Source organism: Anoxynatronum sibiricum (assembly GCF_039414295.1).
Classification (GTDB): domain Bacteria; phylum Bacillota; class Clostridia; order Peptostreptococcales; family Tindalliaceae; genus Anoxynatronum; species Anoxynatronum sibiricum.
Map to the genome: position 1 here is coordinate 330,719 of NZ_JBCITM010000001.1, position 25,191 is coordinate 355,909.

At 47.6% G+C, this 25,191-nt stretch carries 19 protein-coding genes; 18 read left to right on the plus strand and 1 reads right to left on the minus strand.

Annotation, left to right across the window (positions count from 1 at the left end; all coding sequences use genetic code 11):
• Positions 1-53: 53 nt before the first annotated feature.
• The 13 genes from AAIG11_RS01470 to AAIG11_RS01530 all read left to right on the plus strand — a co-directional run bounded on the left by AAIG11_RS01470 (position 54) and on the right by AAIG11_RS01530 (position 18,071).
• Complete coding sequence (locus tag AAIG11_RS01470; RefSeq protein ID WP_343184507.1) at positions 54-2,120, plus strand: complex I subunit 5 family protein; 2,067 nt, start codon at positions 54-56, stop codon at positions 2,118-2,120.
• 44 nt (positions 2,121-2,164) lie between these two features.
• Positions 2,165-4,003: a complex I subunit 5 family protein gene (locus AAIG11_RS01475; RefSeq protein WP_343184508.1), complete on the plus strand. Its 1,839-nt coding sequence runs from the start codon at positions 2,165-2,167 to the stop codon at positions 4,001-4,003.
• A 129-nt stretch (positions 4,004-4,132) separates the two neighbouring features.
• Complete coding sequence (locus AAIG11_RS01480) at positions 4,133-4,795, plus strand: hypothetical protein (RefSeq protein ID WP_343184509.1); 663 nt, start codon at positions 4,133-4,135, stop codon at positions 4,793-4,795.
• Positions 4,792-5,178 (plus strand): holo-ACP synthase, encoded by a 387-nt coding sequence (gene acpS, locus AAIG11_RS01485; RefSeq protein WP_343184510.1) that lies wholly within the window; start codon positions 4,792-4,794, stop codon positions 5,176-5,178. Before AAIG11_RS01480 ends, acpS begins: the two co-directional genes overlap by 4 nt.
• A 5-nt stretch (positions 5,179-5,183) precedes the next feature.
• Positions 5,184-6,368: an alanine racemase gene (alr, locus tag AAIG11_RS01490; RefSeq protein ID WP_343184511.1), complete on the plus strand. Its 1,185-nt coding sequence runs from the start codon at positions 5,184-5,186 to the stop codon at positions 6,366-6,368.
• Positions 6,369-6,427: 59 nt separating this feature from the next.
• Positions 6,428-6,718, plus strand: coding sequence for a CopG family transcriptional regulator (locus tag AAIG11_RS01495; RefSeq protein WP_343184512.1), 291 nt, complete (start codon positions 6,428-6,430; stop codon positions 6,716-6,718).
• The gene (locus AAIG11_RS01500) at positions 6,712-7,059 is read left to right on the plus strand and encodes a type II toxin-antitoxin system PemK/MazF family toxin (RefSeq protein WP_484477149.1); all 348 of its coding nucleotides are present in this window, start codon (positions 6,712-6,714) and stop codon (positions 7,057-7,059) included. Before AAIG11_RS01495 ends, AAIG11_RS01500 begins: the two co-directional genes overlap by 7 nt.
• Before the next feature lie 76 nt (positions 7,060-7,135).
• The gene (locus AAIG11_RS01505) at positions 7,136-9,316 is read left to right on the plus strand and encodes a DUF5693 family protein (RefSeq protein ID WP_343184513.1); all 2,181 of its coding nucleotides are present in this window, start codon (positions 7,136-7,138) and stop codon (positions 9,314-9,316) included.
• A 23-nt stretch (positions 9,317-9,339) separates the two neighbouring features.
• A complete protein-coding gene (gene csaB, locus AAIG11_RS01510; protein ID WP_343184514.1) occupies positions 9,340-10,419 on the plus strand; it encodes a polysaccharide pyruvyl transferase CsaB in 1,080 nt (359 codons plus the stop codon).
• Positions 10,416-11,156 carry a WecB/TagA/CpsF family glycosyltransferase gene (locus AAIG11_RS01515; RefSeq protein WP_343184515.1) on the plus strand — a complete coding sequence of 247 codons (741 nt, stop codon included), beginning with the start codon at positions 10,416-10,418 and terminating at the stop codon, positions 11,154-11,156. The genes csaB and AAIG11_RS01515 overlap by 4 nt, the downstream gene beginning before the upstream one ends.
• Positions 11,157-11,160: 4 nt before the next feature.
• Positions 11,161-12,030, plus strand: a complete 870-nt coding sequence (locus AAIG11_RS01520; RefSeq protein WP_343184516.1) for a YitT family protein — start codon at positions 11,161-11,163, stop codon at positions 12,028-12,030.
• 238 nt (positions 12,031-12,268) lie between these two features.
• Positions 12,269-15,490 (plus strand): phosphodiester glycosidase family protein, encoded by a 3,222-nt coding sequence (locus tag AAIG11_RS01525; protein WP_343184517.1) that lies wholly within the window; start codon positions 12,269-12,271, stop codon positions 15,488-15,490.
• 139 nt (positions 15,491-15,629) lie between these two features.
• On the plus strand, positions 15,630-18,071 hold the full coding sequence (locus AAIG11_RS01530; RefSeq protein WP_343184518.1) for a Lon protease family protein: 2,442 nt from the start codon (positions 15,630-15,632) through the stop codon (positions 18,069-18,071).
• Between the two features lie 160 nt (positions 18,072-18,231).
• Here the strand turns inward: AAIG11_RS01530 and AAIG11_RS01535 are convergent, their stop codons facing one another.
• On the minus strand, positions 18,232-18,807 hold the full coding sequence (locus tag AAIG11_RS01535; RefSeq protein WP_343184519.1) for a 5-formyltetrahydrofolate cyclo-ligase: 576 nt from the start codon (positions 18,805-18,807) through the stop codon (positions 18,232-18,234).
• 126 nt (positions 18,808-18,933) lie between these two features.
• Between AAIG11_RS01535 and ftsE the strand changes: the two genes are divergently transcribed.
• The 5 genes from ftsE to uvrB all read left to right on the plus strand — a co-directional run bounded on the left by ftsE (position 18,934) and on the right by uvrB (position 25,189).
• Positions 18,934-19,620, plus strand: a complete 687-nt coding sequence (ftsE, locus tag AAIG11_RS01540; protein WP_343184520.1) for a cell division ATP-binding protein FtsE — start codon at positions 18,934-18,936, stop codon at positions 19,618-19,620.
• Complete coding sequence (gene ftsX, locus AAIG11_RS01545) at positions 19,610-20,506, plus strand: permease-like cell division protein FtsX (RefSeq protein ID WP_343184521.1); 897 nt, start codon at positions 19,610-19,612, stop codon at positions 20,504-20,506. The genes ftsE and ftsX overlap by 11 nt, the downstream gene beginning before the upstream one ends.
• Positions 20,507-20,541: 35 nt before the next feature.
• The gene (locus AAIG11_RS01550) at positions 20,542-21,681 is read left to right on the plus strand and encodes a murein hydrolase activator EnvC family protein (protein WP_343184522.1); all 1,140 of its coding nucleotides are present in this window, start codon (positions 20,542-20,544) and stop codon (positions 21,679-21,681) included.
• Positions 21,682-21,862: 181 nt separating this feature from the next.
• On the plus strand, positions 21,863-23,077 hold the full coding sequence (locus tag AAIG11_RS01555; protein WP_343184523.1) for a S41 family peptidase: 1,215 nt from the start codon (positions 21,863-21,865) through the stop codon (positions 23,075-23,077).
• 78 nt (positions 23,078-23,155) lie between these two features.
• On the plus strand, positions 23,156-25,189 hold the full coding sequence (gene uvrB / locus AAIG11_RS01560) for an excinuclease ABC subunit UvrB (protein ID WP_343184524.1): 2,034 nt from the start codon (positions 23,156-23,158) through the stop codon (positions 25,187-25,189).
• Positions 25,190-25,191 lie beyond the last annotated feature (2 nt).

A 25,191-nucleotide genomic window follows, 5' to 3' on the forward strand; every position in this document is an offset into this window, starting at 1 on the left:
ACAGTCACGAAATGATGTGATGAGAGAATGATTTGTGAGACGGAGGAAAGAAAATGGGGTCAGAGGAAACCGGCCGACAGTCACATGTCGGAAAACCGCTGAATAAGTGGTATCATCGGATTATGAACTATTTTTGCATCAGTTGCATTATTATGTTTGCCATTACCCTCCTGCTGGTGGCCGCCTTTATCGTAATGGTACTGGGGCGAACTGCAGAGGGAATTAATCCATATCTGCCAGGTTTTCTCACCGGCATGGTGAAGTTGTTGGAACCACTTACCGCATATCCGTACCTGCCTCTGTTGACAATTTTTGGGCCCTTGCTTGGAGGGCCTGTGGAAGCGTTCATTGGCAAACGGTCAGAGAGCTTTCGTGATTTCACGGTGGTTTTCAGCACCTTTGGCACTTTTGTCCTCATACTGGCCATGTACCCGCAGGTGGCTGCGGGTGGTATCATCAACACCATTCCCGGCGTTTTTGGTTACGGGCTGCATTTCAGAGTGGATATGCTCAGTTATATCATGGTGAGTACGGCTGGGATCCTGTGGCTCATGGTGAGTATTTATGCCCACGAGTACATGGGTATGGAGCAACACCGTGACAGATTTTATCTTTTCATGTCCATCACCTTCGGCGGTGTTCTGGGAACAGTGATGGCAGCAGATATTCTTACCATGTTCCTATTTTTTGAGCTGATGACCTTTAGTTCATACTTATTGGTGGCTCATAATCAGTCGCCGGACTCAATTCTGGCGGGAAACAACTATATTTACATGGGTGTGGGCGGCGGTTTGTCAGTGCTGATTGGCATGATTCTGCTGCTTTTCAACACCAATCACCTGGACTTCGTATTTCTGGCAACGGAATTGAGCGAACTGGGATGGCTTCAGTATGCTATTTCAGGGTTTTTCATCATTGGATTCGGCATCAAGGCCGGCATGCTCCCGCTGCATATTTGGCTTCCAAAGGCGCATCCCGTGGCACCGACTCCGGCAAGTGCTTTGTTGTCTGGCCTGCTCATTAAAATTGGCGCGTATGGTCTGCTAAGAATGAGCACCAGTTTCTTCATGCCTGCGGCAGCAATGATTTCTGATAAATCAGATCCTCTTTGGGACTTGTCAAAAAACATGGGTGTGGTGATCATATGGATCGGGATTATTACGATGGCGGTGGGCGTGTTCATGGCGTTGCAGCAGGGAAACATGAAAAAAATGTTGGCGTACCACAGTATCAGCCAGATGGGTTATATTGTCATGGGTATCGGGGTGGCTTCCTATCTGGGATACATAGGAGCCATGGGATTTGCAGGCAGTATTTATCACACCATTAACCATGCCTTCTTTAAAGCGCTGCTGTTTATGGTGGTGGGTGTCATTTACCTGCGCACCCATGAACTGGACATGTACAAGCTGGGAGGACTCTGGCGGCAAATGCCCTTTACGGCACTGGTGTGTCTTATTGCAGCATTGGGAATCACGGGAATGCCCGGCTTTAATGGATTTGCCAGCAAATCCATTCTCCATCATGCCATTGTAGAAGCCTATGAGTATGGCCATCCTTCCTTTAGATACGCTGAAATCATCTTTACTATTGTCAGTGGCGGTACTGTCTGTTCCTTTATAAAACTGTTTTCATATGCTTTTCTGGGAAAATGCCCGGAAAAGTATCAGCAATTGCCCAAAGAGGGGAATGGCATGATGCAAATGGCCATGGGGGGGCTGGCACTTCTGATTATTGGGATCGGAATGGCACCTGGATTCATTATGGATCAGTTGATTATACCGGCGGCTTCTGGATTCACTTATGATGCTTACTTCATCAACAAATACCTGGTGGGAATGAATTTTTTCAACACCAAAGACATGATGGGCATGATACCTGTCTACTTGTTGGGAATTGGTATTTTTGTTGCAGGTCGTCAGTTTGATCTTTTTCACCTGCACATGCCAAAATGGATGGACTTCGAGTTGATTTTGTACAAGCCTATCTATCGAAATGTCCTGCGATTATCCAGAGGGATTACAGCGCATTATGAAATGAGAACCAATAACGCAGATGTATACATTTACGCCCTGATACTGGTCACCAGTCTTTTTTTTCTGGCTGGTTATTTTAGATAGTTTTGGCAGCCGCTTGACCGGCGCCTTTCGAAAGGAGCATGACCATGAACTTGGCCCGCCTGATTATCCAAATCGGACTGCCATTCCTGTTTGTTGCATTTATAGCCTTAGAACTGTTGATCCTGCCCCTGATTGAAAAAGGCCATCGTACAGTTCGACGAAATGCTGCCAAAGGATTCATTCTAGTAACCACTGCGATGTTTCTCTTCACGCTGCCTGAAATTTTACTGGAACCAATTGTGTACCGCATCAGCGGCGTTTTTGACTATGGCGTTTTTTTTCGGGTTGATTTGTTGAATTTTCCCCTGCTCATGCTGTCGGGGCTTCTTTTTCTTGTCATTGGATTCTACAGTCGCGAAGACATTCATTATCTGTTCTACACCGTCACTTATATCGCCACCATCGGAACGCTTCTGGCTGGTGACTTGCTGACATTCTTCCTGTTTTTTGAAATCATGACCTTCAGCTCATATGCCCTCATGGTGTACCATCGGGGTGATGAGCAGCTGGAAGCCGGTTTTGTCTACATTTATATGGGGATTATTGGTGGTCTGATGATCCTCAGCGGCATTTTACTTTTATCAGCCTATACAGGGACTTTTCAGTGGACCAATTTAGCCGTTCGGTTCAGCGAGCTGGGCATGATCAAATACCTGATTGGTTTCTTTTTTGTCGCTGGTTTTGGTATCAAGGCAGGAATGGTACCTTTTCATTTTTGGATTCCCCGAATTTATGACGGAGCCCCCATTGCAGTGGCCGCCCTCTCATCCGGTGTGTTGATTAAAGTGGGAGCCTATGGCATTCTTAAGGTGGTTTCAGTGATTTTTTCGGTGGATATCAGTAGAGGTCTCCAATTCTACCCCATGCTTTGGCGTGTTTCCGAGCATATCGGTTTTGTGATCATCTGGATGGGCATTCTTACCATGATTGTTGGTGTTTTTATGGCACTTCAACAGGGAAGCACTAAAAAAATGCTGGCCTATCACAGTGTCAGTCAGATGGGATATGTGATTATGGGGATTGGCGTAGCAGGATACCTGGGCTATATTGGTCCCATGGGTTTTGTGGGAAGTCTTTATCATATGTTGAATCATTCTCTTTTTAAAGTCTTGTTGTTCATGGTGGCAGGAGCAGTATTCTACCAGACAGGTGAAACCAATATGTACAATATGGGTGGATTGTGGCGAAAAATGCCTGTCACCGCATTACTCTGCTTCATAGCAGTGCTGGGAATTACCGGTATGCCCGGGTTCAATGGCTATGCCAGTAAAACCATGCTTCACCACGCCATTGATGAAGCCTTCAAGTATGGGCACCCTTCTTTTGAATATGCTGAGTTGGCATTCAAGGTGGTGAGTGCTGGCACCGTTTGCTCCTTTATCAAATTTTTCTATTTTATCTTTTTGCGTCGACAACCTGAAGGATTTGGTGAAAAAGCCCGTGACTCCAAGCGTATGGCAGTATCCATGGCGGTATTGGCTGTGTTCATCGTTTTTATAGGCCTGTTTCCCAATTGGCTTCCAGAACAAATACTGATTCCGGCAGCAATGGCTTTTTCCTATGACTCTGGATTTATAGGCAATTACCTGACGAACATGAATTTCTGGACGGTGAAAGATCTCACCGGCATGGTGGTGGTTTATGGGCTGGGCTTTGCCATGTTTCTGGTGGGTCACCGATTTCATTTGTTCCACCTGAAATTGCCTGCCTGGATGAATGCGGAGAAGTTTATTTATACACCGGTCACCACTGTTTGTGAAAAATTTCCGGAGTTTTGCGTAACCCGTTATGAAAAGCCCATTATCTTTGGAGATACACTGATTTATGCCTTGATCCTCTGTGTCATCATGGGAGCATTGGTTATTTCCAGGCTGGTCTTTTAGTCGTTTTATCTCATTGGTCAGCATGTCATTGGGTCAATAGACCTGCAGGATTACATGGAAAAACGTCGAAAAATTGTCAGCATGAGACTGGTGAGCGGTGATTCCAGCCAATCTTAATCTTTTGCAGAAATGAGTGAGGCGATGTTTTTCAAAAAGTGTCCCAAAATCCATTTTGATCCAGAAGTGGTCAGGGCGGCTCAACTGCCACTGCTTTCAAGAGATGCCCAATGGAAAAAAATGACCGATGGCATACGTAATCGAAAAATGACACAATTGATGCAGGAGACAGAAGTCGGTCTTCAGGAACAGAAACAGCTGCAGCAAAAAATAAGACAGCTGAAAACGATGAAAAAGCAGTTGACACAGGAAATTTTAGAGCATTCTCACACCCTCAACCAAAATGGGAATGACTTCTCCAATATCCAGCAGATGGACATAAAGCGAGATACACTGCGTAAAACATCTGAGGAACTTGAAAGTGCCTATGGACGGTTGGAAGCACTGCCAGACCGGCTTGAGGATGTTAATTTACAGTTGCTGGAAGAAACAGCGAGTGCCGTCTGCCGGCAGATGCTTGAGAGTGATGCGCAGAATCAGAAACTGGATCAACAAATCCGGGAGCTGCGGGATAAATTGAATCAGCTGCGGGAAGAAAAAGAGCAGGTGACAGAGCGACTGGAAACCTGGTATTCATTTTTACATCATCTGGTGGGGCCCAAAGAAATGGAAAAGTTAGACAGTCAAATAGCTTTTCAACCGCAACCGGACCAGCAGAAACAGGTGAAAAAATGATTATAGCCATGGGAGTTGACATTGTTGAAATAAGCCGCATTCAAAGGGCCATGGAGAAAAGTCCCCGATTTTTGGAGCGCATACTCACGTCCTCTGAAATCAGGCGGCTCATAGATAAAGGGCTGCCAGCATCATCAGCCGCAGGTTACTTTGCAGCAAAAGAGGCTGTCAGTAAAGTGCTGGGTACTGGAATTGGAAAAATCGCCTGGCATGAGATCGAAATCAGTCATGACGATGCGGGTGCTCCCGGGGTGACCCTTTTTGGCGGTGCACGTCAAATTGCAGATAAAAAAGGAATTGATCAGATCCTTGTCAGCATTTCTCATGACCGGTGTTCGGCCATTGCCACAGCACTGGGACAAAAGATGGATATGAAAGGATGAGTGTGATGCAACCGGAACAGCTGCACAGGCCTGTGTGGGCAGAAGTCTATCTGGATCATCTGGCACATAATCTGAAACAAATCAGGCAGCACCTTTCAATGGGAACCCCCATTTGCGGCGTCATCAAAGCCAATGGCTATGGCCATGGGGCAGTGATGATGGCTCGGGAACTTGAACGGTTAGGGGCAGCGCATTTAGCTGTGGCAACGCTGACTGAAGCCCTGGAATTGCGAAACAGCGGTTGTGAAATGCCCATTCTGATACTGGGATATACACCGGAAGATAAAGCTGCGCTGGTGATCAGACATCGACTGAAGCAAACCATTTATACCCTGGATCAGGCTAAAGCTTTCTCCCAGGCTGCAGTGGCAGCATCCCAAAAGGTTTGTCTTCACTTGAAGATTGATACGGGTATGTCTCGCCTGGGGTTTCAGGTTAATGAGCAGGCTGCCAATGATATTGCCGAATTGTGTCAGTACCCAGGCATTGAGGTTGAAGGAATTTTCACCCATTATGCAGCAGCAGATGATGCCGACAAAAGTGAGACCCTCAGCCAGCTAGCAAAATATCAATGGATGATGAAAGCGCTTGAAAATCGTCGTTGCAGTATCAAAATGAAACATACTGCCAACAGCGCAGCTATCATCGACATGCCTGAAACTCACATGGACATGGTGCGTGCCGGCATTATGATTTACGGCCTTTATCCCTCAGCCGATGTGGATCATTCCCGGATTAAACTGAAACGATTAATGGCACTGAAAACCCGTGTGGCTCATGTAAAATCCATCGAGCCGGGCACTGGGGTCAGTTACGGATTGACATACCGTCCTTCAGATCAGGCTGTTATTGCCACACTTCCCGTGGGCTATGCCGATGGTTTTGCCAGATCACTTGGCGGAAAAGCGGAAGTGATGATACAGGGAAAAAAAGTGCCGGTGGTGGGTCGCATTTGCATGGATCAATGCATGATTGATGTGACGGGTCTTGATGTCCAACGGGGTGATGAAGTGACATTGTATGCACCCACGTCAGACAAAGGCGATACGGTGGATGATGTTGCCAGAAAGCTGGGAACCATCAACTATGAAATTACCTGCATGGTCAGCCGGCGGGTTCCCCGGGTGTATATCCGCCAGGGTGTGGCAGTGGCGGTATGGGACCCATCCCTTGAAATGACAGTTGGTTGACAGGCTGAAACCCCTTCGGGTATAATAGCGTCAACGAAGATGTCTTGCGGAGGTGCCTGATGAAAAATCACGAAAAAGAGCTGACCATACGTTTGCCGGAAAATATGCTGCAGGAACTGGATGTATACAGCCATCTTGAAAATAAGAACCTCAATGAGTTTATTCGGGAAGCGGTCCAGCAGATTCTTTGCGAAAAAAACCGGTGTCAATTGCATGAGAACATGCGCATTGGTTATGAAGAGATGGGCGCCATCAATCTGGCACTGGCAGAAATCGGTGTATGCATTGAGCGCACATTGCTGGAAGAGTATGAATCGCTGTGCCCCGAATGGAAAGAGGGATCATGGTAAAGCGTGGGGAGATCTATTATGCTGATCTGAGTCCTGCCGTTGGTTCAGAACAGGGTGGTGTCAGACCGGTACTCATCGTTCAGAATGATATCGGAAACAAGTACAGCCCAACGGTGATTGTGGCCGCCATCACCACACAGATCAACAAGGCAAAGCTGCCCACACACATTGAAGTCAAAGCGCCTGATTATGGTCTGTCAAAAGACTCAGTCATTCTGCTGGAGCAAATTCGAACCCTTGACAAGCGGCGCCTTCAACAACGGCTTGGACAAATTGATGATGAGATGATGGATCAGATTAACCAGGCATTACTGATCAGTCTGGGGTTAATTGATTTTTAAGGCTTAAGATCCGCTGTTCTTAGGCCTTTTTTGCAGGGCAAAATCAGCAGGAAATCATTTGAAAAGGCGGTTGCATATGCATAATAAATTCGAAAAAATTCTGATAGTATGCATCATCGTCAGTATCCTTGCCGGCGGCTTGTCGTTGGTGAGTCGCGTGAAAGCTGAAGCTCAGCTGAATCAGGTGGATATTTATGTGGATTATTTTGAAGTGAATGAGCTGGCGCGGCAGTCGGAGTACAGCACCGCCTGGTGGCTGGATTATTTCAGGCAGCTGGGGGCCACCCATGCGGTATTGGAGGAAGAAAGTCTTGGCCTGTTGAGGCAGGCACTGAAGCCGCTGAGGGTTGATGTGGGGCAGGATATCCTGAAAGAATGGAACTGGCAAAAAACAACACCGTCAGCATTGGCTGCCTACCATGAGACTGTGGGCATCCGTGACTATGATGTGATTATCATGACAGAAGAAGAACCGCTCTACCAGCAAATAGCAGCCGGACTACACAGTCGGTATGATGCAGATCGTTTTTCGCTACAGCCTGGAGATGACGGATCAGTGATAATCATTCACGGCACAATTGAAGATGCGGTGTATAACCCTCCGGCTGATTTAACTGATTTTGAAGGACAGAACTATTTCAGGGAGCGCCGTCTGCACTCATCTCAGCTGACCCGCCTGGGACTGGGATTTGATCAGGATAAAATCAGCACCATACAACAGGCTGGTCTTCAGGTAATGCCCCGTCCTTTCAGTTACGGTGACTGGGGTGGTGAAGCTTACCTTCGTGGTTATCTGGATGATCTGACCACATATGGAATGATTCCGGACATTCTTTTTTTTGGAGGAAAACAGTTGCCGGGAGCGGCGGACGAGAGCCTGTCACTCCTGACATCATTCATGAATCAACAGGGCATTCGTGCCGGATTGGTGGAAACCTCATTTCAACGGGAACATCTGGAACAGGAGGGTATAGAAACTCTTACTGAAAGCCTTGAATATCAAGCAGTACGTGTCTTTAATGTGTGGCCGTTTGTTCAGGAACGCTATCGTTTTTATCATTATGACGGCGCTGAAGAAATTGAAAATACATTGTACAGGGCAGTGACTGAACGAAACATCCGAATGATTTACTTTAAGCCCTTTAAGGAAAGCACTACTGTTTATGTCACGGATCCAGAGGAATATGCAGCGATTTTTCAGCGCTTTGAGACTCGTATTGCCCGTCATGGTCTTTCTTTGGGGAAAGCTTCTACTTTTCCTCAAACGCATCCATCACTGGCATTGCAAAGCCTTATGGCACTTGGTGTTGCTGCTGCCGCAGTCTTATTACTGCGAAAGCTGTTTCCCCTGTCAGACCGTGTTGGTGTAATCCTGTTCATGATGGGAATCGTTCCGCTGATTGTGCTGTTATTCTGGCGAACGGGATGGGGAGAAAAACTGACAGCCATGGCAGCAGCCATCTTTTTTCCATCACTGGGAATGGACCACTGTTGTCGACAGATGTGGAAATGGCACCAACAAAAAAAGCGCTTCTCATACCTTCAGAGCATGAAAGAAGGTGTGATGCTGCTGATGCAGGTATCTTTGATTTCCTCCATAGGTGCCTTGCTGGTGGCGGCTTTGCTTTCGGATGTGCGTTATTTGCTGGAAATGGATATTTTTAGAGGTGTGAAAATCAGCCAGTTGATCCCCATTGCATTTTATGGGCTTATATTTCTCCACTATTTTGGATACCTTCGCAGCGAAGACCGGTTGTCAGAGCCGGGTATTCGTCCAACGGAAATCAGGGCCCTTCTGATGGAAAACATTAAAGTGTTTTATGTGGCAGCCATGGGTTTTCTGTTGGTGGCCGGCTATATTTATATTGCCCGCACGGGACACGAAGGAAATCTTCAACCCATGGAAATCGAAATGATTATCCGTAATATTCTGGAAGAATCTTTGCTGGTAAGACCCCGCACCAAAGAGTTCACCGTTGCATTTCCCGCATTATTATTGGGAGCTTATCTGGCCTCCCTGCGTTACAAATCACTGATATTTTTGGCAGGGCTTGCGGCGGTGATTGGCCAGACCTCCATTGTGAACACCTTCAGTCACCTGCGCACACCGGTGCTGATTTCCGTTATCAGAACAGCTTATTCTCTGGCAGCTGGCATTGGCTTCTCAGTCATTTATCTGGCGTTGATGATTGGATTTGTTTGGTTGCTGGAGCAGTGGGGCGTTCGATTATGGCGTTTGATGGAGAAGACGGAATGAGAGTCTCGGGAAAGGATCATATCATGAAAAACATCTTTATCTTCGGTTATTACGGTTTTAATAACATTGGCGATGAAGCCATTCTGGAGGCAATTGTGGGTCAGTTCAGACAACAGATGCCCCAAGTGACGTTGACGGCTTTGAGTTACAAAGCGGCAGAAACAGCAGATAGATACGGCATTATGGCCGTGAGTCGAAATCGATTTGTCGAAGTGTTTCGTTCCATTAAAAAGGCGAACCTGGTGATGAGCGGCGGCGGTTCCATACTTCAGGATGTGACCAGCAGCCGCAGTCTCATGTATTATCTTGGAATTATTTTTTTAGCAAAGGTATTTGGGCGAAAGGTAGCGTTTTATGGCAATGGATTCGGACCCATCACCAGACCGCTGAACCGATGGCTGGTGAGACAGCTGATTAATCAGGTGGATCTAATCACTGTTAGGGATGAAGAATCACGTCAGTTAATGCAGGCATTAGGGATTCAACGCCCTATCACCGTCACGGCAGATGCAGCCTTTACACTTCCTCTCCTTCAGGGCAGGGTTGCATCCGATAAGAGTCATGAACCCAAAAAAGTGGGAATATCTGTTCGCAGCTGGAAAAATCAGTCGATCTATCTGCCTGCGGTGGCGGCTTGCGCAGATTTACTGGCACATTCCGGGTATGAGGTGTGCTTTCTGCCCATGCAGCCCCCGGCAGATACCCGTGTTTCAGAGGAAATTATGAACCAAATGACGCAACAGGCAGCCGTTATCAAAGTGGATGAAACACCTTCAGCGATGATCCGGGCCATCTCAGAAATGGACTTTATCATAGGAATGCGTCTGCACGCCCTTATTTTTGCGGCCATTGCAGGTGTGCCAATGGTGGGGCTTTCTTATGAAGCAAAAATCACCAGTTTTTTGAAACTGGTACAACAGCCCTGCGCAGGAGAAGTGGAAACCCTCGATAAGGACCAGCTAATCAACACAGTTCTGGCATTTCTGAAAGACCAGGAGCAACACAAGTTAAATCTCATGAAACAGCGGGATGAACTCTGCCGAAAATCTGCACAAAATGCTGCATTGATCCAAAACTTCCTTTTAAAGGAGGAACCGTCATGAAGCCGGTGAAGGTTATGGGAGTTCCCATCAATCCTGTTACCAACCAACAGATGGAATCATTAATCTCCGAAATGCTTTCAGAAAAAACCACCAGTACATTGATGACGCCAAACCCTGAGATGGTGATGGCAGCAACCACAAATTCGGAACTGATGGCGGCACTGCAATCGGCTGATTTAGTGATTCCCGACGGTATCGGCCTGATCATTGCTTCACGTCTGAAAAATCTGGGGCTGAAAGAACGTGTCACTGGAATTGACACCATGGAGAAAGTGCTTGCCTGCTGTCATCAGCAACAGCTCTCGTTTTTTCTGCTGGGTGGTCAACCGGGACGTGCTGAAAAAGCGGTGAACACCATTGAACAAAAGTACCCTGGCATCAAGGTGGCCGGCTGCCATCATGGATACTTTCAGGATGCGGAAGAGAAAGGCGTACTGGAGATGATTCGAAATTCTTCACCAGATGTTCTTTTTGTTTGTCTGGGATTTCCCCGACAGGAAATCTGGATCAATCAAAATCGATCCCGGGTATCAAGCCGTTTAATGATGGGGGTAGGAGGCAGTGTGGACGTGTATGCGGGAGAAGTGAAGCGGGCCCCGGTTTTCTTTCAGAAACTCGGCATCGAATGGTTATACCGCTTACTTCAAGAGCCTTCTCGTCTGGGGCGCATGTCTGTGTTGCCGGTGTTTCTATGGAAAGCACTGTGGATACAAAAAGATGAAATGAAAGACAGGTGAAGCAATGAAAAAAACAACGGTATTGCTGGAATACGCGGGGATCGCACTGGGAAGCGCTTTGATGGCCTTTGCGCTCCATTTTTTTCTGGAACCCAACACCATTGCCCCGGGAGGTGTCACTGGTCTGGCGGTGGTTATTCAGCGGATGACTGGAATACCCATGGACTTGACAAATCTGGTCATTAATATTCCACTCTTCCTGACGGGGATTTTGATTCTTGGCAAAGCCTTTGGAGCCAAAACCGCTTATGCCACTCTAATGCTCTCTTTGTTTCTCCGCCTGTTTTCAATGGGGTTCGGATCTGCAGTAACGTTGACATCAGATATTCTTTTGGCGGCAGTCTATGGAGGCGTAGCCATGGGGGTTGGTTTGGGGCTGGTGTTTCGACTGGGAGGCACAACGGGAGGAACCGACCTGGCAGGAGCAATACTCAATCATTATTTTCCTTCACTGAGTACCGCCAAAATGATGATGATCTTGGATCTCGTGATTGTCGGTGTGGCCGGACTTGTAGAGAGACGTGTTGAAACAGCCCTGTACTCCATTATTGCCTTGTATATTTTGGTAAAACTGACTGATTTTATTGTGGAAGACCTCAGTTACGCCAAGGCATTCTACATCATCTCCGATAAACCCGCGGTGATCAGTCAGCGCATCATCAGCGAACTGAGTCGGGGTGTCACTGGTTTGGAAGCCAAGGGAATGTATACAGGATCTCACCGCACCATGCTTCTGTGCGTCGTCAACCGGGCAGAAGTAGCCAAGTTGAAAAAAATGGTTTACGAAGTTGACCCCGCTGCCTTTATGATGGTCACCACCATCCACGAAGTGCTGGGAGAAGGTTTCAAAGAAGTCGGCAACAGTTCAGTATAAACCTTCAGAGAGCCGCCTACCAAATCCCTTACCTTCATTGTATTTTGTCTGCAGTCTGGAGCCGCCTTGGGCGGGTTTCGCCATGGAATGAGGCAAAAGACCTGTTCGCTGATGATACAGAAAATGTCATGGATCTGTAACCAATCGGTGCTTGTTTTCGTCTATGATGGATGAGATGATTCAATCAGTTCAATTAACATCGAAAAAAGATTCATAGGCTCATGGGAGGGATTCGTTAATGATTAACAACTATTCCTTTAAGAAAAAATGGATTGGAGTAGCGCTTGCCACTCTGGTTTCCATTGGTGCACTGGTGGAACCGGTGGCAGCTCAGACGTGGATTTTTGAAGAGAAGACCACTGAAAACATTGCAGGCGGAGCCAGTTACCAGCGTATACTGCGTTTTGGTGAGCAAGGGTGGCAGCATGTGAATGTGATCCGGGTGAATCTGAATGATCAATACACCAAACTGGACCTGCTTCAAAGTGCCGGTGGTGTCAGCCAGCGGGAAACACTAACAAATATGCTTCAACGGGCAGATAATCCGGTGGCGGGGATAAATGCTGATTTTTTCTATCTGACAAACCCGGATTCACCCATGGGAATCATGGTGCGGGATGGCAGTATTGTCAGCAGTCCTGTACTTGAGAAACCCTACAGTACCCTTGCTGTCACAAATGAAGGCCAGGCCTTCCTTACCGACTGGCATAATCACCTCTACGTATCCACTGAAGCCGGAGGAATTTTCAGTATCAGTGCATACAACAAAATCACCTGGAACTATCATATGATCACCATGATGGATCGCAATTGGGGCGAAAAATCCCCGGGGGCGGGCGATGAGTATCGGGATCTGGTGGAAGTGGTGGTTGCGGATGGCGTGGTAACGGAAATTCGTCGAGGGCTGCCGTCGGTAACGATACCTGAGAATGGTTATGTGCTGCTGGCCTCCGGACAAAATGGACAACAGTTGCTTCAGGGAATTCGCCAGGGAGAACGGATCACTTTTTATGATCAGACAACCCCGAATCTCCAGAATATCCAGCTGGCAGTGGGTGGCGGTACTGTGCTGGTCAGGAACGGACAGACGGTTGCCTTCTCAGAGCCGGTTGCGGGAAATCATCCCCGAACGGCAGTGGGAATCAACCGGGCTGGCAATGAACTGATTATGGTAACCATTGATGGACGCCATCGATCATACACCGGTGTTGATGGCCAGAAACTGGCAGCATTGATGATTGAACTGGGAAGTGATCAGGCAATCCTCATGGATGGGGGGGGATCCACCACCATGGCAGTTCGTCAACTGGGAGAATCGGCGGTGAAGGTTGTCAATGCTCCTTCTGACGGTAATCAGCGACGCATCATCAATGGACTTGCAGTAAATACCACAGCACCCCAAGGTGAATTGGCAGGTCTGATGTTCACTGCCGGACAGGAGAGCGTCTTTGTCAATCAGCCCATGAACCTGCAAGTGTCGGGATACGACACGTACTATCAGGCATATCCCCTTGAGAGTGGTGCGGTCACCTATCGAGTGGTGGAAGGCAAAGGACGGGTTGAAAATCAGCAGCTGATTGCAGAGGCTGCGGGCACTTTGATTCTGGAAGCATCTTTTCAGGGAAAGAGTGTGAGTCAAACAATCCAGGCACTGTCGGAAGTGGCAGGGCTGCAAATTCATGTACCCCGTTACACATTAAATCCGGGAGCTTCCATGTTGGTGACAGTGGAAGGAATTGATCCCAATGGTTTCCGTGCACCTCTGTCCATGAGTCGTGTGCAGATCACTGATCAACAGGGATTGGGCACGCTTTCGAATGGTGTTTATCAGGCGGGACAACGGGAAGGGACCACTGTATTACGGGCAAGCTACAATGGATACCAGGCAGCAGTTCCCTTGTCCATTGGCATGCAACGTCAGGCGGCGGCTTCCCTGGAAACGTATCAGCCTGCTTTCCTGGGGTATCCTGCTGCTGTCAAAGGCTCCGTTTCAACGGTGAGCGGCGGTGCGGTGAACCCCAATGCCCTGCGTCTTGATTTTGATCTTACAGGTGCCATTGAAACCACTGCAGCTTATGTGGTTTTTGGGCAGAGCATTTCGATTCCGGCGCAAACCAGCCGCATTTCTCTGCGGGTCAATGCCACTGAAACAGCGCCTCACTGGATACGTGGACAGGTGCGTGATGCTGCAGGGCAAACCCACACTGTTGACTTTAAACAGGGAATTGACTGGATGGGTTGGAACACACTGGAAGGCAACCTGCCTCAGGGAGTGACTTTTCCGGCGGTGCTGGAGCGGATCTATGTGGTGGAAACCGACCCCTTCTTTAAAACCCGGGGCACCCTGCTCTTTGACGGTATCGAATTTTTGGCGCCACTCACACTGCCGGTACTGACTCCAGAGGAGGCAGGTGGACAGGTGGCAGATCCAGTGCGAAAAGTTCCAGCACAGGCAGAGGGCCAGTGGCTGGTGCATGGCGGCGGAGATGATAACACTGTTTCACAGCAACTGTTGCGTCAACTGCAAAATGGGTACCAGTCTGTCTATGTGACCGGGAACGTCACCAGCGAACTTCGGAGCCAGGCGGGCAATCGTATTATTGGAGGTAATGGCGGACACACAGCCAACCAGACGGGTCAGCAAATGGTCATTTATCTGGATAACAGTCAGGATGGCCTGCGAAAAACCAATTATCAGCAATGGCCCTGGTTGATGAATACCCTGAAGGGGAATTTGCCGGAACAAATTCTGGTGTTCTTGCCGAAGCCCATTTGGGGTCCCCAGGGGTTCGGTGATGAACTGGAAGCTGACCTGCTGGGAGAGCAGTTTAAAAAACTGGCAGACCAGGGCAAACAGGTTTTTGTATTCCATGGCAATAGCAGTGCAGAGGTGGAACTGCGTGACGGTGTTCGTTATATTGGTGTAGCCAGAAACGGACAACAAGGCGTGGCACTTTACCAGAGTGGTGGCCGGCTTAGCTACCAACTTATCAATTTAGCAGATAATACTGCGATACCAGGCGTTGCAGTGCAGGAAAAAGTACAGGAAACTGTCAACACGCCGGCACCCATTCCAGTGAACGACCAGCAAGTATCTTTTCGGGTTGGGCAGCGTTATTACATGGCGGGAAGCGAACAGATCTCGCTGGATACCGCACCTTACATCAAGAACGGGCGATTAATGGTTCCGGTGGCACACATTTCAAGAGCGCTGGGTATACCCAGAGAAAATGTGGAATGGGATGGTTTGAGTGAAACAGTAATGATTCGCGGTACAGAGGGTCAGGCCCTTCTGATGACCATCGGCAGCCGCCAGTTATGGGTGGAGGATGAAGCTGTCGATATGGGCGTCGCGGCAGAAATTACCAATGACCGCAGCTTTGTTCCCATTTCCAGATTCGCCGCCGCTCTTGGGATCGAATATCAGTGGTATCCAGAAAATGAAACAGTCATTTTTTAGCGTTAAAAAAGCAGCCATGTGTGCTGCTTTTTTAATGCAGATAGAACCGTTTTTGAATGAAATGCAGATAAGTAGGTATATAAAGACTAAATGCTGTCAACGATGATTGTCAGTAGAAACAGCGAAGGGGGTACACATCATGGAACAATACCGACTGGACTGGCAACAGCTTAATCATTTCTGTGCAACAGATAGTTTTCATTTTCACACCACTGAAGAACTGGAACCACTAAAAGGGATCATTGGTCAGGATCGGGCAGCCAAAGCACTGAGTTTTGGTCTTCGCATGAACAAAAAGGGATACAATATCTATATTTCAGGTATCAGTGGTACCGGGCGCAGCAGCTACAGCCAATCCATTGTTCGGGAATTCGCCGAAAAAATGCCGCCGCCCCTGGACTGGGTTTATGTCTATAATTTTAAAAATCCAGACAAACCCAAAGCCCTGGGGATGGAAGCAGGTGTTGGAAAGCAATTTAAAAAAGACATTGAAAGCATGATCGAGCAGATTCGAAAAGAAATCATGACCGCCTTTCGAAGCAACGAATATGAAACTAAAAAAAATGAACTCATCAAAGAATATCAGCAAAAAAATCAGGAAATGGTTAGAGCGTTAAACGATAAGGCGCAGCAATATGGTTTCGTTTTTAAGGAGACAGAACATGGGTTAATGACAATACCACTGGTGGAAGAGCGGCCAATGACACAGGAAGAATATGAACATCTTTCCGTGGAAGCCATTGAGGAACTGCGGGAAAAATCCAATGAGTTAAGTTTGCAGACCTTTGAAATGTTCAACGAAATCAGAGAATTGGAAGAGTTGCTGCGACAGAATGTGAAGAAGCTGGATGAAAAAACGGGTTATGATGTCATCAACTACTATATCAAAAAACTCCTCAGTCGATATAATCACCGGGAAGAAATTCGGGAATACATCAACGATCTTGAAAAAGACATTGTAGAGAATATACAGCGTTTTCGGAAAACTGAAGACGGGCAGGAAAAAACAGCAGCTCTTTTTCTTCGGCGATCCAGTGAAGATAACTTTCAAATGCGATACAAGATCAACCTTTTTGTGAACAACAGTGAAGCAGAAAATGCTCCCATCATCAATGAAACCAACCCCACCCTCTACAACCTTATCGGAGCCATTGAATATAAAAATGAAATGGGAGTATTGAAAACAGATTTCTCACAGATTAAGCCCGGCGCCCTCCACATGGCCAATGGCGGGTTTCTGCTGTTGCACACCCGGGAAATATTGATGCAGCCATATGCCTGGGACGCATTGAAAAGGGCATTAAAAACAGGTGAAATCAACATAGAAAATCTGTCGCAGCAAATGGGTCTTGCAGTGACCTCAACGCTGAAACCAGAACCCATTCCGCTGGATCTGAAAGTGGTGTTAATAGGTGATGCCTACACCTACAGCCTGCTCTATGCCCTTGACGAAGATTTTAAAAAACTGTTTAAAATAATGGCAGATTTTGACACGGAAATGGAACGTACCGATGAAAACACTTTAAAAATGGCAAAATTCATTGCCACTCACTGCAAAGATGTGGGGTTGAAACCTTTTGACAGAGAAGCTGTTTGCCGGGTGATTCAGTACAGTTCCAGGCTTGCAGACCATCAGAAGAAACTCACCACCAGGTTTAGTCAAGTGGTGGAAATTCTTTATGAATCAGATGCCTGGGCACAAATGGAAAACTCGCCATTGGTTAACCTGGAGCACGTGGAGAAAGCTATTTCGGAGAAGATTGACCGAAACAGCAAATATGAAGAAAAACTCAATGAGCTTTTCGAAGACGGTACATTGCTTATGGATGTCACCGGTGAAACAGTGGGACAAATCAACGGCCTGGTGGTGATGGGAACAGGGGAACATTCTTTTGGCAAGCCAACCCGCATCACAGTCTCCACTTATCGGGGAAAATCCGGTATTATCAATATTGAACGGGAAGTGGCGAAGAGCGGACCCATTCATTCAAAAGGAGTCTATGTGCTCAGTGGATACCTGGGTGCCCAGTACGCACAGGAGCAGCCCATTGCCCTGACTGCCAGTATCAGTTTTGAACAGAATTACTCCATGATCGATGGTGACAGTGCTTCCAGCACTGAACTCTATGGTATCCTCTCAAGTATAGCCAGTGTGCCCATCAAGCAGAGCATTGCTGTTACAGGTTCAGTAAACCAAAAAGGAGAAATTCAGCCTATCGGTGGTGTTAACGAAAAAATTGAAGGGTTTTTTGATGTCTGCAAAATCATGGGCTTCACTGGAGAACAGGGTGTCATCATTCCCCGGCAGAATGTGAAAAATCTCCTTTTGAAGGACGACGTCATTGATGCTGTTCGCAAAGGAACTTTCCACATATATGCCATCGGTCATGTGGAGGAGGGAATCGAGATTCTGACGGGTATTCCTGCAGGGAGAGCGGATGAAACTGGTGAGTATCCTCCAAATACCATTAACAGCCGTGTGGTCAAACGATTAAAAAGCATGTATGATAAAGCAAAAGAAGAGGCGGCTGGCGGTAAGCCGGAACAGAAAGAGACAGGTGAAGTAAAAACATCATCATAAATGAGAAGTGAAGTCGCCGGTGGTGAAGTAGAAGACACAGGGTCAAGGCAGGGCAGATGATATCAGTTTTGTGTGAATCTAATGACTGTCCTTCCCAGATCCTGTGCTTCGGTCACCTTTCCCATGCAGTGTCAAACTCCGTTTAAACCACGGAGTTTTGTTATGTGAGTTTGCAGGTAATGGTTCGGTTCTCAGTGATGAGAAAATGGACGGGCACATCATGTGGTTCCCGGGGAACCTGGTCGACCAGCTGCAGTTCATAAAGCAAAGAAATCAGCGGCACACCGGGACGAAGGGACGGGAGAAAACGGTCGTAGTAACCGGCGCCAAATCCGATGCGATAGCCTTCATAATCAAAAACCAGTCCTGGAACAATCGCCAGATCAATGAGCGTTGGGGCAACTGGCCGCAAGGCTTCTGATTTTGGTTCCAGAAGCCCAAAATGACCCTTCTCAAGATCTGTTGCAGGATCCTCCAACTGTGAAACCATGAGGGTATGGGTGGCGGGATTGGTGACTGGAATAAAGATCTGTTTCTCCTGTTCCAGCAGACGCTGAATCAAGTCATCTGTCTTGACTTCATTGCGAAAATCCAGGTATACCATGATGTTGCTGGATTGATGCAGTTCAGGTTGTTTCATGAGACGGTTGATGATCAATGTTGATTTTGACATGACCTGCTCAGCAGATAGCTGGTTCCTTTTATTCAGAATCTGCTGACGCATGAGCTCTTTCATAAACATGCTCCTTTCAGTCTTCTTTATTTCATTTTAACAGATTTCGTTGCAATTAGTAGAGGTTGACGTTATAATAAGAGAAGAATCCTGATATTTCAAGGCATTGACCCTGGGAGTGGAAATCATTTGATCGAATTCCGTAATATTCATAAAACCTATGATAATGGTGTGCAGGCTTTAAATGGCATTAACCTAAAGATCAATAAAGGTGAGTTTGTTTTCCTGGTCGGCCCCAGCGGTGCCGGCAAATCAACTTTTATAAAGTTGTTACTAAAAGAAGAAGAACCGTCAGATGGCAGCATTCTGGTGGATAATGAAGACATCACCCGGTTTTCAAGACGAAAGGTACCTTATCTCCGAAGAAAAATCAGTGTGGTTTTTCAGGATTTTCGGTTATTGGAAGAGAAAACACTCTATGAAAATGTGGCATTTGCCATGCAGGTAGTGGGTGCATCACCAAAAGATATTCGTCGTCAGGTTCCTATGGTACTGGGAATGGTTGGACTTAGTGATCGGGCGAAGCAGTATCCGCATCAGTTGTCTGGAGGCGAAAAACAGCGAGTGTCCATTGCCCGCGCCATTGTGAATCGGCCCATTATACTCATTGCCGATGAACCCACAGGAAACCTGGACCCCGAGACAGCTTGGGAAGTCATGAAGGTGCTGCGGCATATCAGCCGTCGGGGAACCACCATTTTAATGGCCACGCATGCCAAAGACATCGTTGACGTGATGCAGCAGCGCGTAGTAGCCCTTGAAAAAGGCCGCATTGTGCGGGATGCACAAAGGGGGATCTACGGGTATGAAACTTAGAAGCTTTCAGTATATTCTTCAACAGAGCTTTAAGGGAATCTGGCGCAATCGTGGAATGAGTGTCGCCTCCATCAGTTCGGTGGCAGCCTCTCTGACCATTCTTGGACTGATGATGGTGTTAGTGCTGAACATGAGCCATCTGGCAGGATTGGCACAAACACAGTTTGACAGTGTTCAGGTATATTTGGAGAATGACCTGACTCCTGATGCCATTGAAAGCCTCGGTCAGGAGATGACGGCAATTGCCGGTGTTTCCTATGTACTCTATGAATCCAAAGAATCAGCATTGGCAAAAATGAAAGACCGATGGGGAACCCAGGGATATTTGCTGGATACACTGGAAGAAAATCCGCTTCCCAACTCATATATTGTGCATGTGAGCCACATCAACGTATCTGACAGGGTTGTCAGTGAACTGAACACGCTGTCGGGAGTTGATGAGATTAAGTATTACAGGGACATTATTGACAATCTGATTCGTATGGCCGGGCTGATTCGATCTGTCGGCTTGGCGGTGATTGTCATTCTCATTATGATTACCACTTTTATTATTTCCAACACCATCAAACTCACCATCAATGCACGAAAAAGGGAAATTAACATCATGAAATATGTGGGAGCCACCAATTGGTTCGTCAGATGGCCCTTTCTCATCGAAGGCACATTGCTGGGATTCATTGGGGCAGCCATTGCCCTGGGACTGGTTTACATGGGATATCAGTCGATTTTTGACATGATTGCCACCCGCTTCTTTGTCATTTTCAGTGCGTATCTGTTGACAGTGGAAGAAATGATGCGGCGCACCATGGTGATGTTCGCAGTGCTGGGTGCCGGTGTAGGCGCTCTTGGAAGTATCATCTCACTGCGAAGGTTCCTGGAAGTCTAAAAGATGGATGATCCTGCGATAGGGGAGGAATGAAGATGCAGCATCAAAAAATAATCAAAACCATTACTTTCATGCTTATGGCAGGGTTGTTGTTATCAACAACAGCCACTTTTGGGAATGATGAGATCAACCAGGTCAATCGCCAGTTGGAGCGATTGCAACAGCAGCAGCAGGGTCTCTCAAGCGAGTTAAAGCAAAACGAGAGTCAACAGCGGGATGTGAGTGCGGAGCTGAATAAAATTGGGACTGCCATTGCAGACACACAGAGTGAAATCAGCAGTCTTCAGAACCAAATTAGTGAAACCGAAACCCGTATTGCCCACTCGGAAGATGAACTGGTGCTGGCAGCCATGCAGATTGATGAAAAGAAAGATCTTTTGGCTCGAAGACTGGATGCCATGTATCGGAGCGGAAATGTAGCCTATGCGGAAGTGCTTTTTAATTCCCGTGATTTTACCGAACTTATGAGTAATCTTGACATGGTGCAAACCATTGTCAATTATGATGTGGAGCTCCTTCAGTTTCTGGATGAACAGCGGATGATTGTGGAAGACAGGAAAGCTGAGCTGGAAGCGGGGCGGCGCCACCTTAGCGAACTGCAGCTGGCAATGGAAAACCAGCGGTCGGTATTGCTGGTGTCCCGGGGAGAACAGGAGCGGTTGAAGCAGGAACTGGAAGAAGACAAAGTTGCGCTTGCCAGGCAGCTTGATCAGCTGGAAAAAGAAGCGAAAGATTTGGAGCAGGTGCTGTTAAAACTGCAGTCAGAAGGCGATTACATCGGCGGTGTGATGAAATGGCCGGTGCCAGGACATTCACGGGTTTCTTCCGAATACGGCAACCGACTGCATCCCATTCTGAAAACCAATCGATTCCATTCGGGCATTGATATTCCTGCACCAACGGGTACCAACATCATTGCTGCCGGTTCCGGCAGGGTTGCTTTTGCAGGAACACAGGGAGGGTACGGACGCACTGTCATACTTGATCATGGTGGCGGGATCATGTCCCTGTATGCCCATAACAGCCAGCTGCTGGTTTCTGAAGGGCAAGAAGTGACGCAGGGATCAGTGATTGCCAAGGCTGGCAGCACCGGGATGTCCACCGGGCCGCACCTGCATTTCGAAGTGCGCGAAAATGGAAAATATGTGGACCCAAACCCCTGGATAGGACGTTAAATCCTGAACTGAATCAGGATGAACATCAGAAACCCGATCGAAAACAGATGATCGGGTTTCTTGCTTTTGAGATCAGTTTTTATTTGAAGTCATTTCACTGTTCGGGTGGTGTTGCTTTTCGTTTTGAGGTACAATGGTAAGGGAACTGATGACTATTTACTGACAGCAAGGAGCGTGTCCAATGATTCGTAAAAGAAGTGCATTTATAGGAGCAGTATTGCTCGTGCTGCTCACGGCTTTTACCACGCTGGTGGTCAGCAATATCCGCGCATTGCAGGTGGGTGACCACGTGATTATCAGCAGGCAGATGTACCAGCAGATGCAGGAAGATACCGGGGGACTTTACAAGCTGACATCATTAAAAGAATTTTTGCTGCAGGAGTATTACCAGGAGCTTGATGAAGAAACCCTGCTGGATGGTGCCATTCGAGGGATGTTTGAATCGGTGGACGACCCATATACCACCTACCTTGATGCCCGGGATTATTCGGATTTGATGATGAGCACCAGAGGCACCTATGGCGGCATTGGTATCATTGTCACAGCTGACGAAGATGGTTTTGTAAGCGTGATTTCACCCATTGAAGGAACTCCGGGAGAACGGGCCGGTTTGGCAACTGGTGACCGGATTTTGCGGGTGGATGACGAGTCAGTGAGCGGCAACCGGCTGGATGATGCTGTCTCCCTTATGCGAGGCGAGCCGAATACAGAAGTGGTCCTGGAACTAATGAAACGAAATCAGCGGGAGAGCATAGAAGTGATCATTATGCGGGAGACCATCCGCATTCAATCCGTCAGATCAGAAATCATGGAAAATGACATTGGGTATCTGCGCATCAGTTCTTTTGACGAACAGACAGCAAGAGATTTCCAGACTCATATGGATACCCTGGAACGAAGCGGTGTGACTCAATTGATCCTCGATTTGAGAAATAATCCGGGCGGCTTACTGAATCAGGCCAACCGGATAGCAGACCTGTTGCTGGGAGAAGGGTTGATCGTTTATACAGAAGACCGGCATGGCAACCGAAGAGAAGAAATGTCCGACAAAAAAATGTATGAGATGGAGCTGGTTGTCCTCATAAATGAAGGCAGTGCCAGTGCTTCAGAGATTCTGGCCGGTGCCATACAGGATCATCAACGAGGCGTGCTGGTGGGTACCACCAGTTTTGGAAAGGGACTTGTACAGGAATTACAGCAGCTGCCCGATGGAACAGGCTTCAAGTACACTGTTTCTCAGTATTTCACACCCAATGGCAGGTATATTCACGACACGGGAATTGAGCCTGATGTGGTGGTGGAAATCCCTGAAGAGTTGCTGGATGAAATGCACGAAGTGACTGAAGAAAATGATTTACAGCTGCAGAAAGCCATTGAACTATTGCAGGGGTCTTAAAGGCTGTAGATCTCCTAACATTATCCGAACGATCTCAAGATTAATAACAAATGGGAGAATGATGGCATCATGAGACAGATGAACCCGTTTAAAGTAGTGGCGGATTATCGGCCTATGGGTGATCAGCCCCAGGCCATTAAAAGCATTAGCCGGGGTATCAATGAAAAATTAAGACATCAGACACTGCTGGGGGTCACCGGTTCCGGAAAGACTTACACCATGGCCAAAGTGGTGGAGCAGGTACAGCGGCCCACACTGGTCATTGCCCATAATAAAACCCTGGCCGCCCAATTGTGCAGCGAGTTCAGGGAATTTTTTCCAGACAATGCAGTGGAGTACTTTGTCAGTTATTACGACTACTATCAACCGGAGGCTTACGTGGCTCACCGGGACCTTTACATTGAAAAAGACTCTTCCATTAACGACGAAATTGATAAATTGCGGCATTCGGCGACAGCCGCTTTGTTTGAACGGCGCGATGTGCTGATTGTAGCCAGTGTTTCCTGTATTTATGGACTGGGCGACCCTGAAGACTACCAGGAACTGATGGTTTCTTTGCGCGTGGGAATGGAACGCAATCGGGATGAAATCATTCGCAAACTCATTGATATTCAGTACCAGCGCAACGACATCAGTTTTACCCGGGGAACCTTTCGGGTAAGAGGAGATGTGCTGGAAATTTTTCCTGCCTCTTCAGCAGAAAATGCACAGCGCATCGAGTTTTTTGGTGACGAAATTGAACGTATCCTTGAAATTAACACCATTACAGGTGAAATCATCGGCAGCCGGCAGCATGTGGCGATTTTTCCGGCTTCCCACTATGCAACACAGCAGGAAAAAGTGGAACGGGCAGTAACGTGCATTGAAGAGGAGCTGGAAGAGCAAATCAAGTGGTTCAGGGACAGGGACCGTCTGGTGGAAGCCCAGCGCATTGAACAACGCACCAGATATGATATTGAAATGCTGCGTGAGATGGGTTTTTGCTCCGGCATCGAAAACTATTCGCGCCACCTGGCCGGGCGACCGGCGGGGAGCCGGCCATTCACCCTGATTGATTATTTCCCAAAAGATTTTCTGCTAATGATTGATGAATCCCATGTCACGATTCCACAAATCAGGGGAATGTTTGGTGGTGACCGGTCACGAAAGGAATCACTGGTGGAATATGGTTTCAGACTGCCTTCGGCTCTTGACAATCGCCCGCTAAATTTTCAGGAGTTTGAAACTCTCATCAGTCAGGCGGTTTACGTAAGTGCAACACCAGGTCCCTATGAAATGGAGCACAGCCAGCGAATTTCTGAGCAGATCCTGCGCCCCACCGGCTTGGTGGATCCCATGATTGAGATTCGACCGGTAAAAGGACAGATTGACGATTTGCTGGGAGAAATTCGATTGCGCGTTGAAGGACAACAGCGAACGCTGATTACCACACTGACCAAAAAAATGGCCGAAGACCTTACCCGATATCTGTCTGAAGCAGGGGTGAAAGTACGTTACCTTCACTCTGATGTGGAAACACTGGAAAGACTGGAAATCATCCGCGATCTGCGGTTGGGTGTTTTTGATGTGCTGGTGGGTATCAATTTGCTGCGGGAAGGCCTGGACTTGCCGGAAGTGTCATTGGTAGCCATTCTGGACGCCGACAAGGAAGGGTTTCTCCGGTCAGAGATCTCGTTGATTCAAACCATTGGCCGGGCCGCCAGGAATGTGGAAGGCCGCGTGATCATGTACGCCGATAAAATCACCCCCTCCATGCGTCGAGCCATGGACGAGACAGACCGGCGGCGCCAGATTCAGGTGGCACACAATGAGGCCCATGGGATTATTCCCCGCAGCATTATGAAAAAAGTGCGGGATGTCATTGAAGCCACAAAAGTGGCTGAGGGAGAAGCTGGCTATCAGACAGACAGTGAGGCAGCACAGGCTTCGCTGCCATCAGGCAAAACAGCGGCAAAGCTGATTCGAAGTCTTGAAAAACAGATGCAGGAAGCTGCGCGAAACCTTGAATTTGAAAAAGCGGCAGCATTGCGGGACGAGATTGCACTTATTCGCAGCATGCAGCCCGACACATATATCACTGTTGACAAAACAAAGACAAAAAAAGAGGTGTGATT

Coding starts and splice junctions, on each gene's coding strand:
- AAIG11_RS01470 (WP_343184507.1), top strand. CDS start 54: ATGGGGTCAGAGGAAACCGGCCGACAGTCACATGTCGGAAAACCGCTG.
- AAIG11_RS01475 (WP_343184508.1), top strand. CDS start 2,165: ATGAACTTGGCCCGCCTGATTATCCAAATCGGACTGCCATTCCTGTTT.
- AAIG11_RS01480 (WP_343184509.1), top strand. CDS start 4,133: ATGAGTGAGGCGATGTTTTTCAAAAAGTGTCCCAAAATCCATTTTGAT.
- acpS (WP_343184510.1), top strand. CDS start 4,792: ATGATTATAGCCATGGGAGTTGACATTGTTGAAATAAGCCGCATTCAA.
- alr (WP_343184511.1), top strand. CDS start 5,184: ATGCAACCGGAACAGCTGCACAGGCCTGTGTGGGCAGAAGTCTATCTG.
- AAIG11_RS01495 (WP_343184512.1), top strand. CDS start 6,428: ATGAAAAATCACGAAAAAGAGCTGACCATACGTTTGCCGGAAAATATG.
- AAIG11_RS01500 (WP_484477149.1), top strand. CDS start 6,712: ATGGTAAAGCGTGGGGAGATCTATTATGCTGATCTGAGTCCTGCCGTT.
- AAIG11_RS01505 (WP_343184513.1), top strand. CDS start 7,136: ATGCATAATAAATTCGAAAAAATTCTGATAGTATGCATCATCGTCAGT.
- csaB (WP_343184514.1), top strand. CDS start 9,340: ATGAAAAACATCTTTATCTTCGGTTATTACGGTTTTAATAACATTGGC.
- AAIG11_RS01515 (WP_343184515.1), top strand. CDS start 10,416: ATGAAGCCGGTGAAGGTTATGGGAGTTCCCATCAATCCTGTTACCAAC.
- AAIG11_RS01520 (WP_343184516.1), top strand. CDS start 11,161: ATGAAAAAAACAACGGTATTGCTGGAATACGCGGGGATCGCACTGGGA.
- AAIG11_RS01525 (WP_343184517.1), top strand. CDS start 12,269: ATGATTAACAACTATTCCTTTAAGAAAAAATGGATTGGAGTAGCGCTT.
- AAIG11_RS01530 (WP_343184518.1), top strand. CDS start 15,630: ATGGAACAATACCGACTGGACTGGCAACAGCTTAATCATTTCTGTGCA.
- AAIG11_RS01535 (WP_343184519.1), bottom strand. CDS start 18,807: ATGAAAGAGCTCATGCGTCAGCAGATTCTGAATAAAAGGAACCAGCTA.
- ftsX (WP_343184521.1), top strand. CDS start 19,610: ATGAAACTTAGAAGCTTTCAGTATATTCTTCAACAGAGCTTTAAGGGA.
- AAIG11_RS01550 (WP_343184522.1), top strand. CDS start 20,542: ATGCAGCATCAAAAAATAATCAAAACCATTACTTTCATGCTTATGGCA.
- AAIG11_RS01555 (WP_343184523.1), top strand. CDS start 21,863: ATGATTCGTAAAAGAAGTGCATTTATAGGAGCAGTATTGCTCGTGCTG.
- uvrB (WP_343184524.1), top strand. CDS start 23,156: ATGAACCCGTTTAAAGTAGTGGCGGATTATCGGCCTATGGGTGATCAG.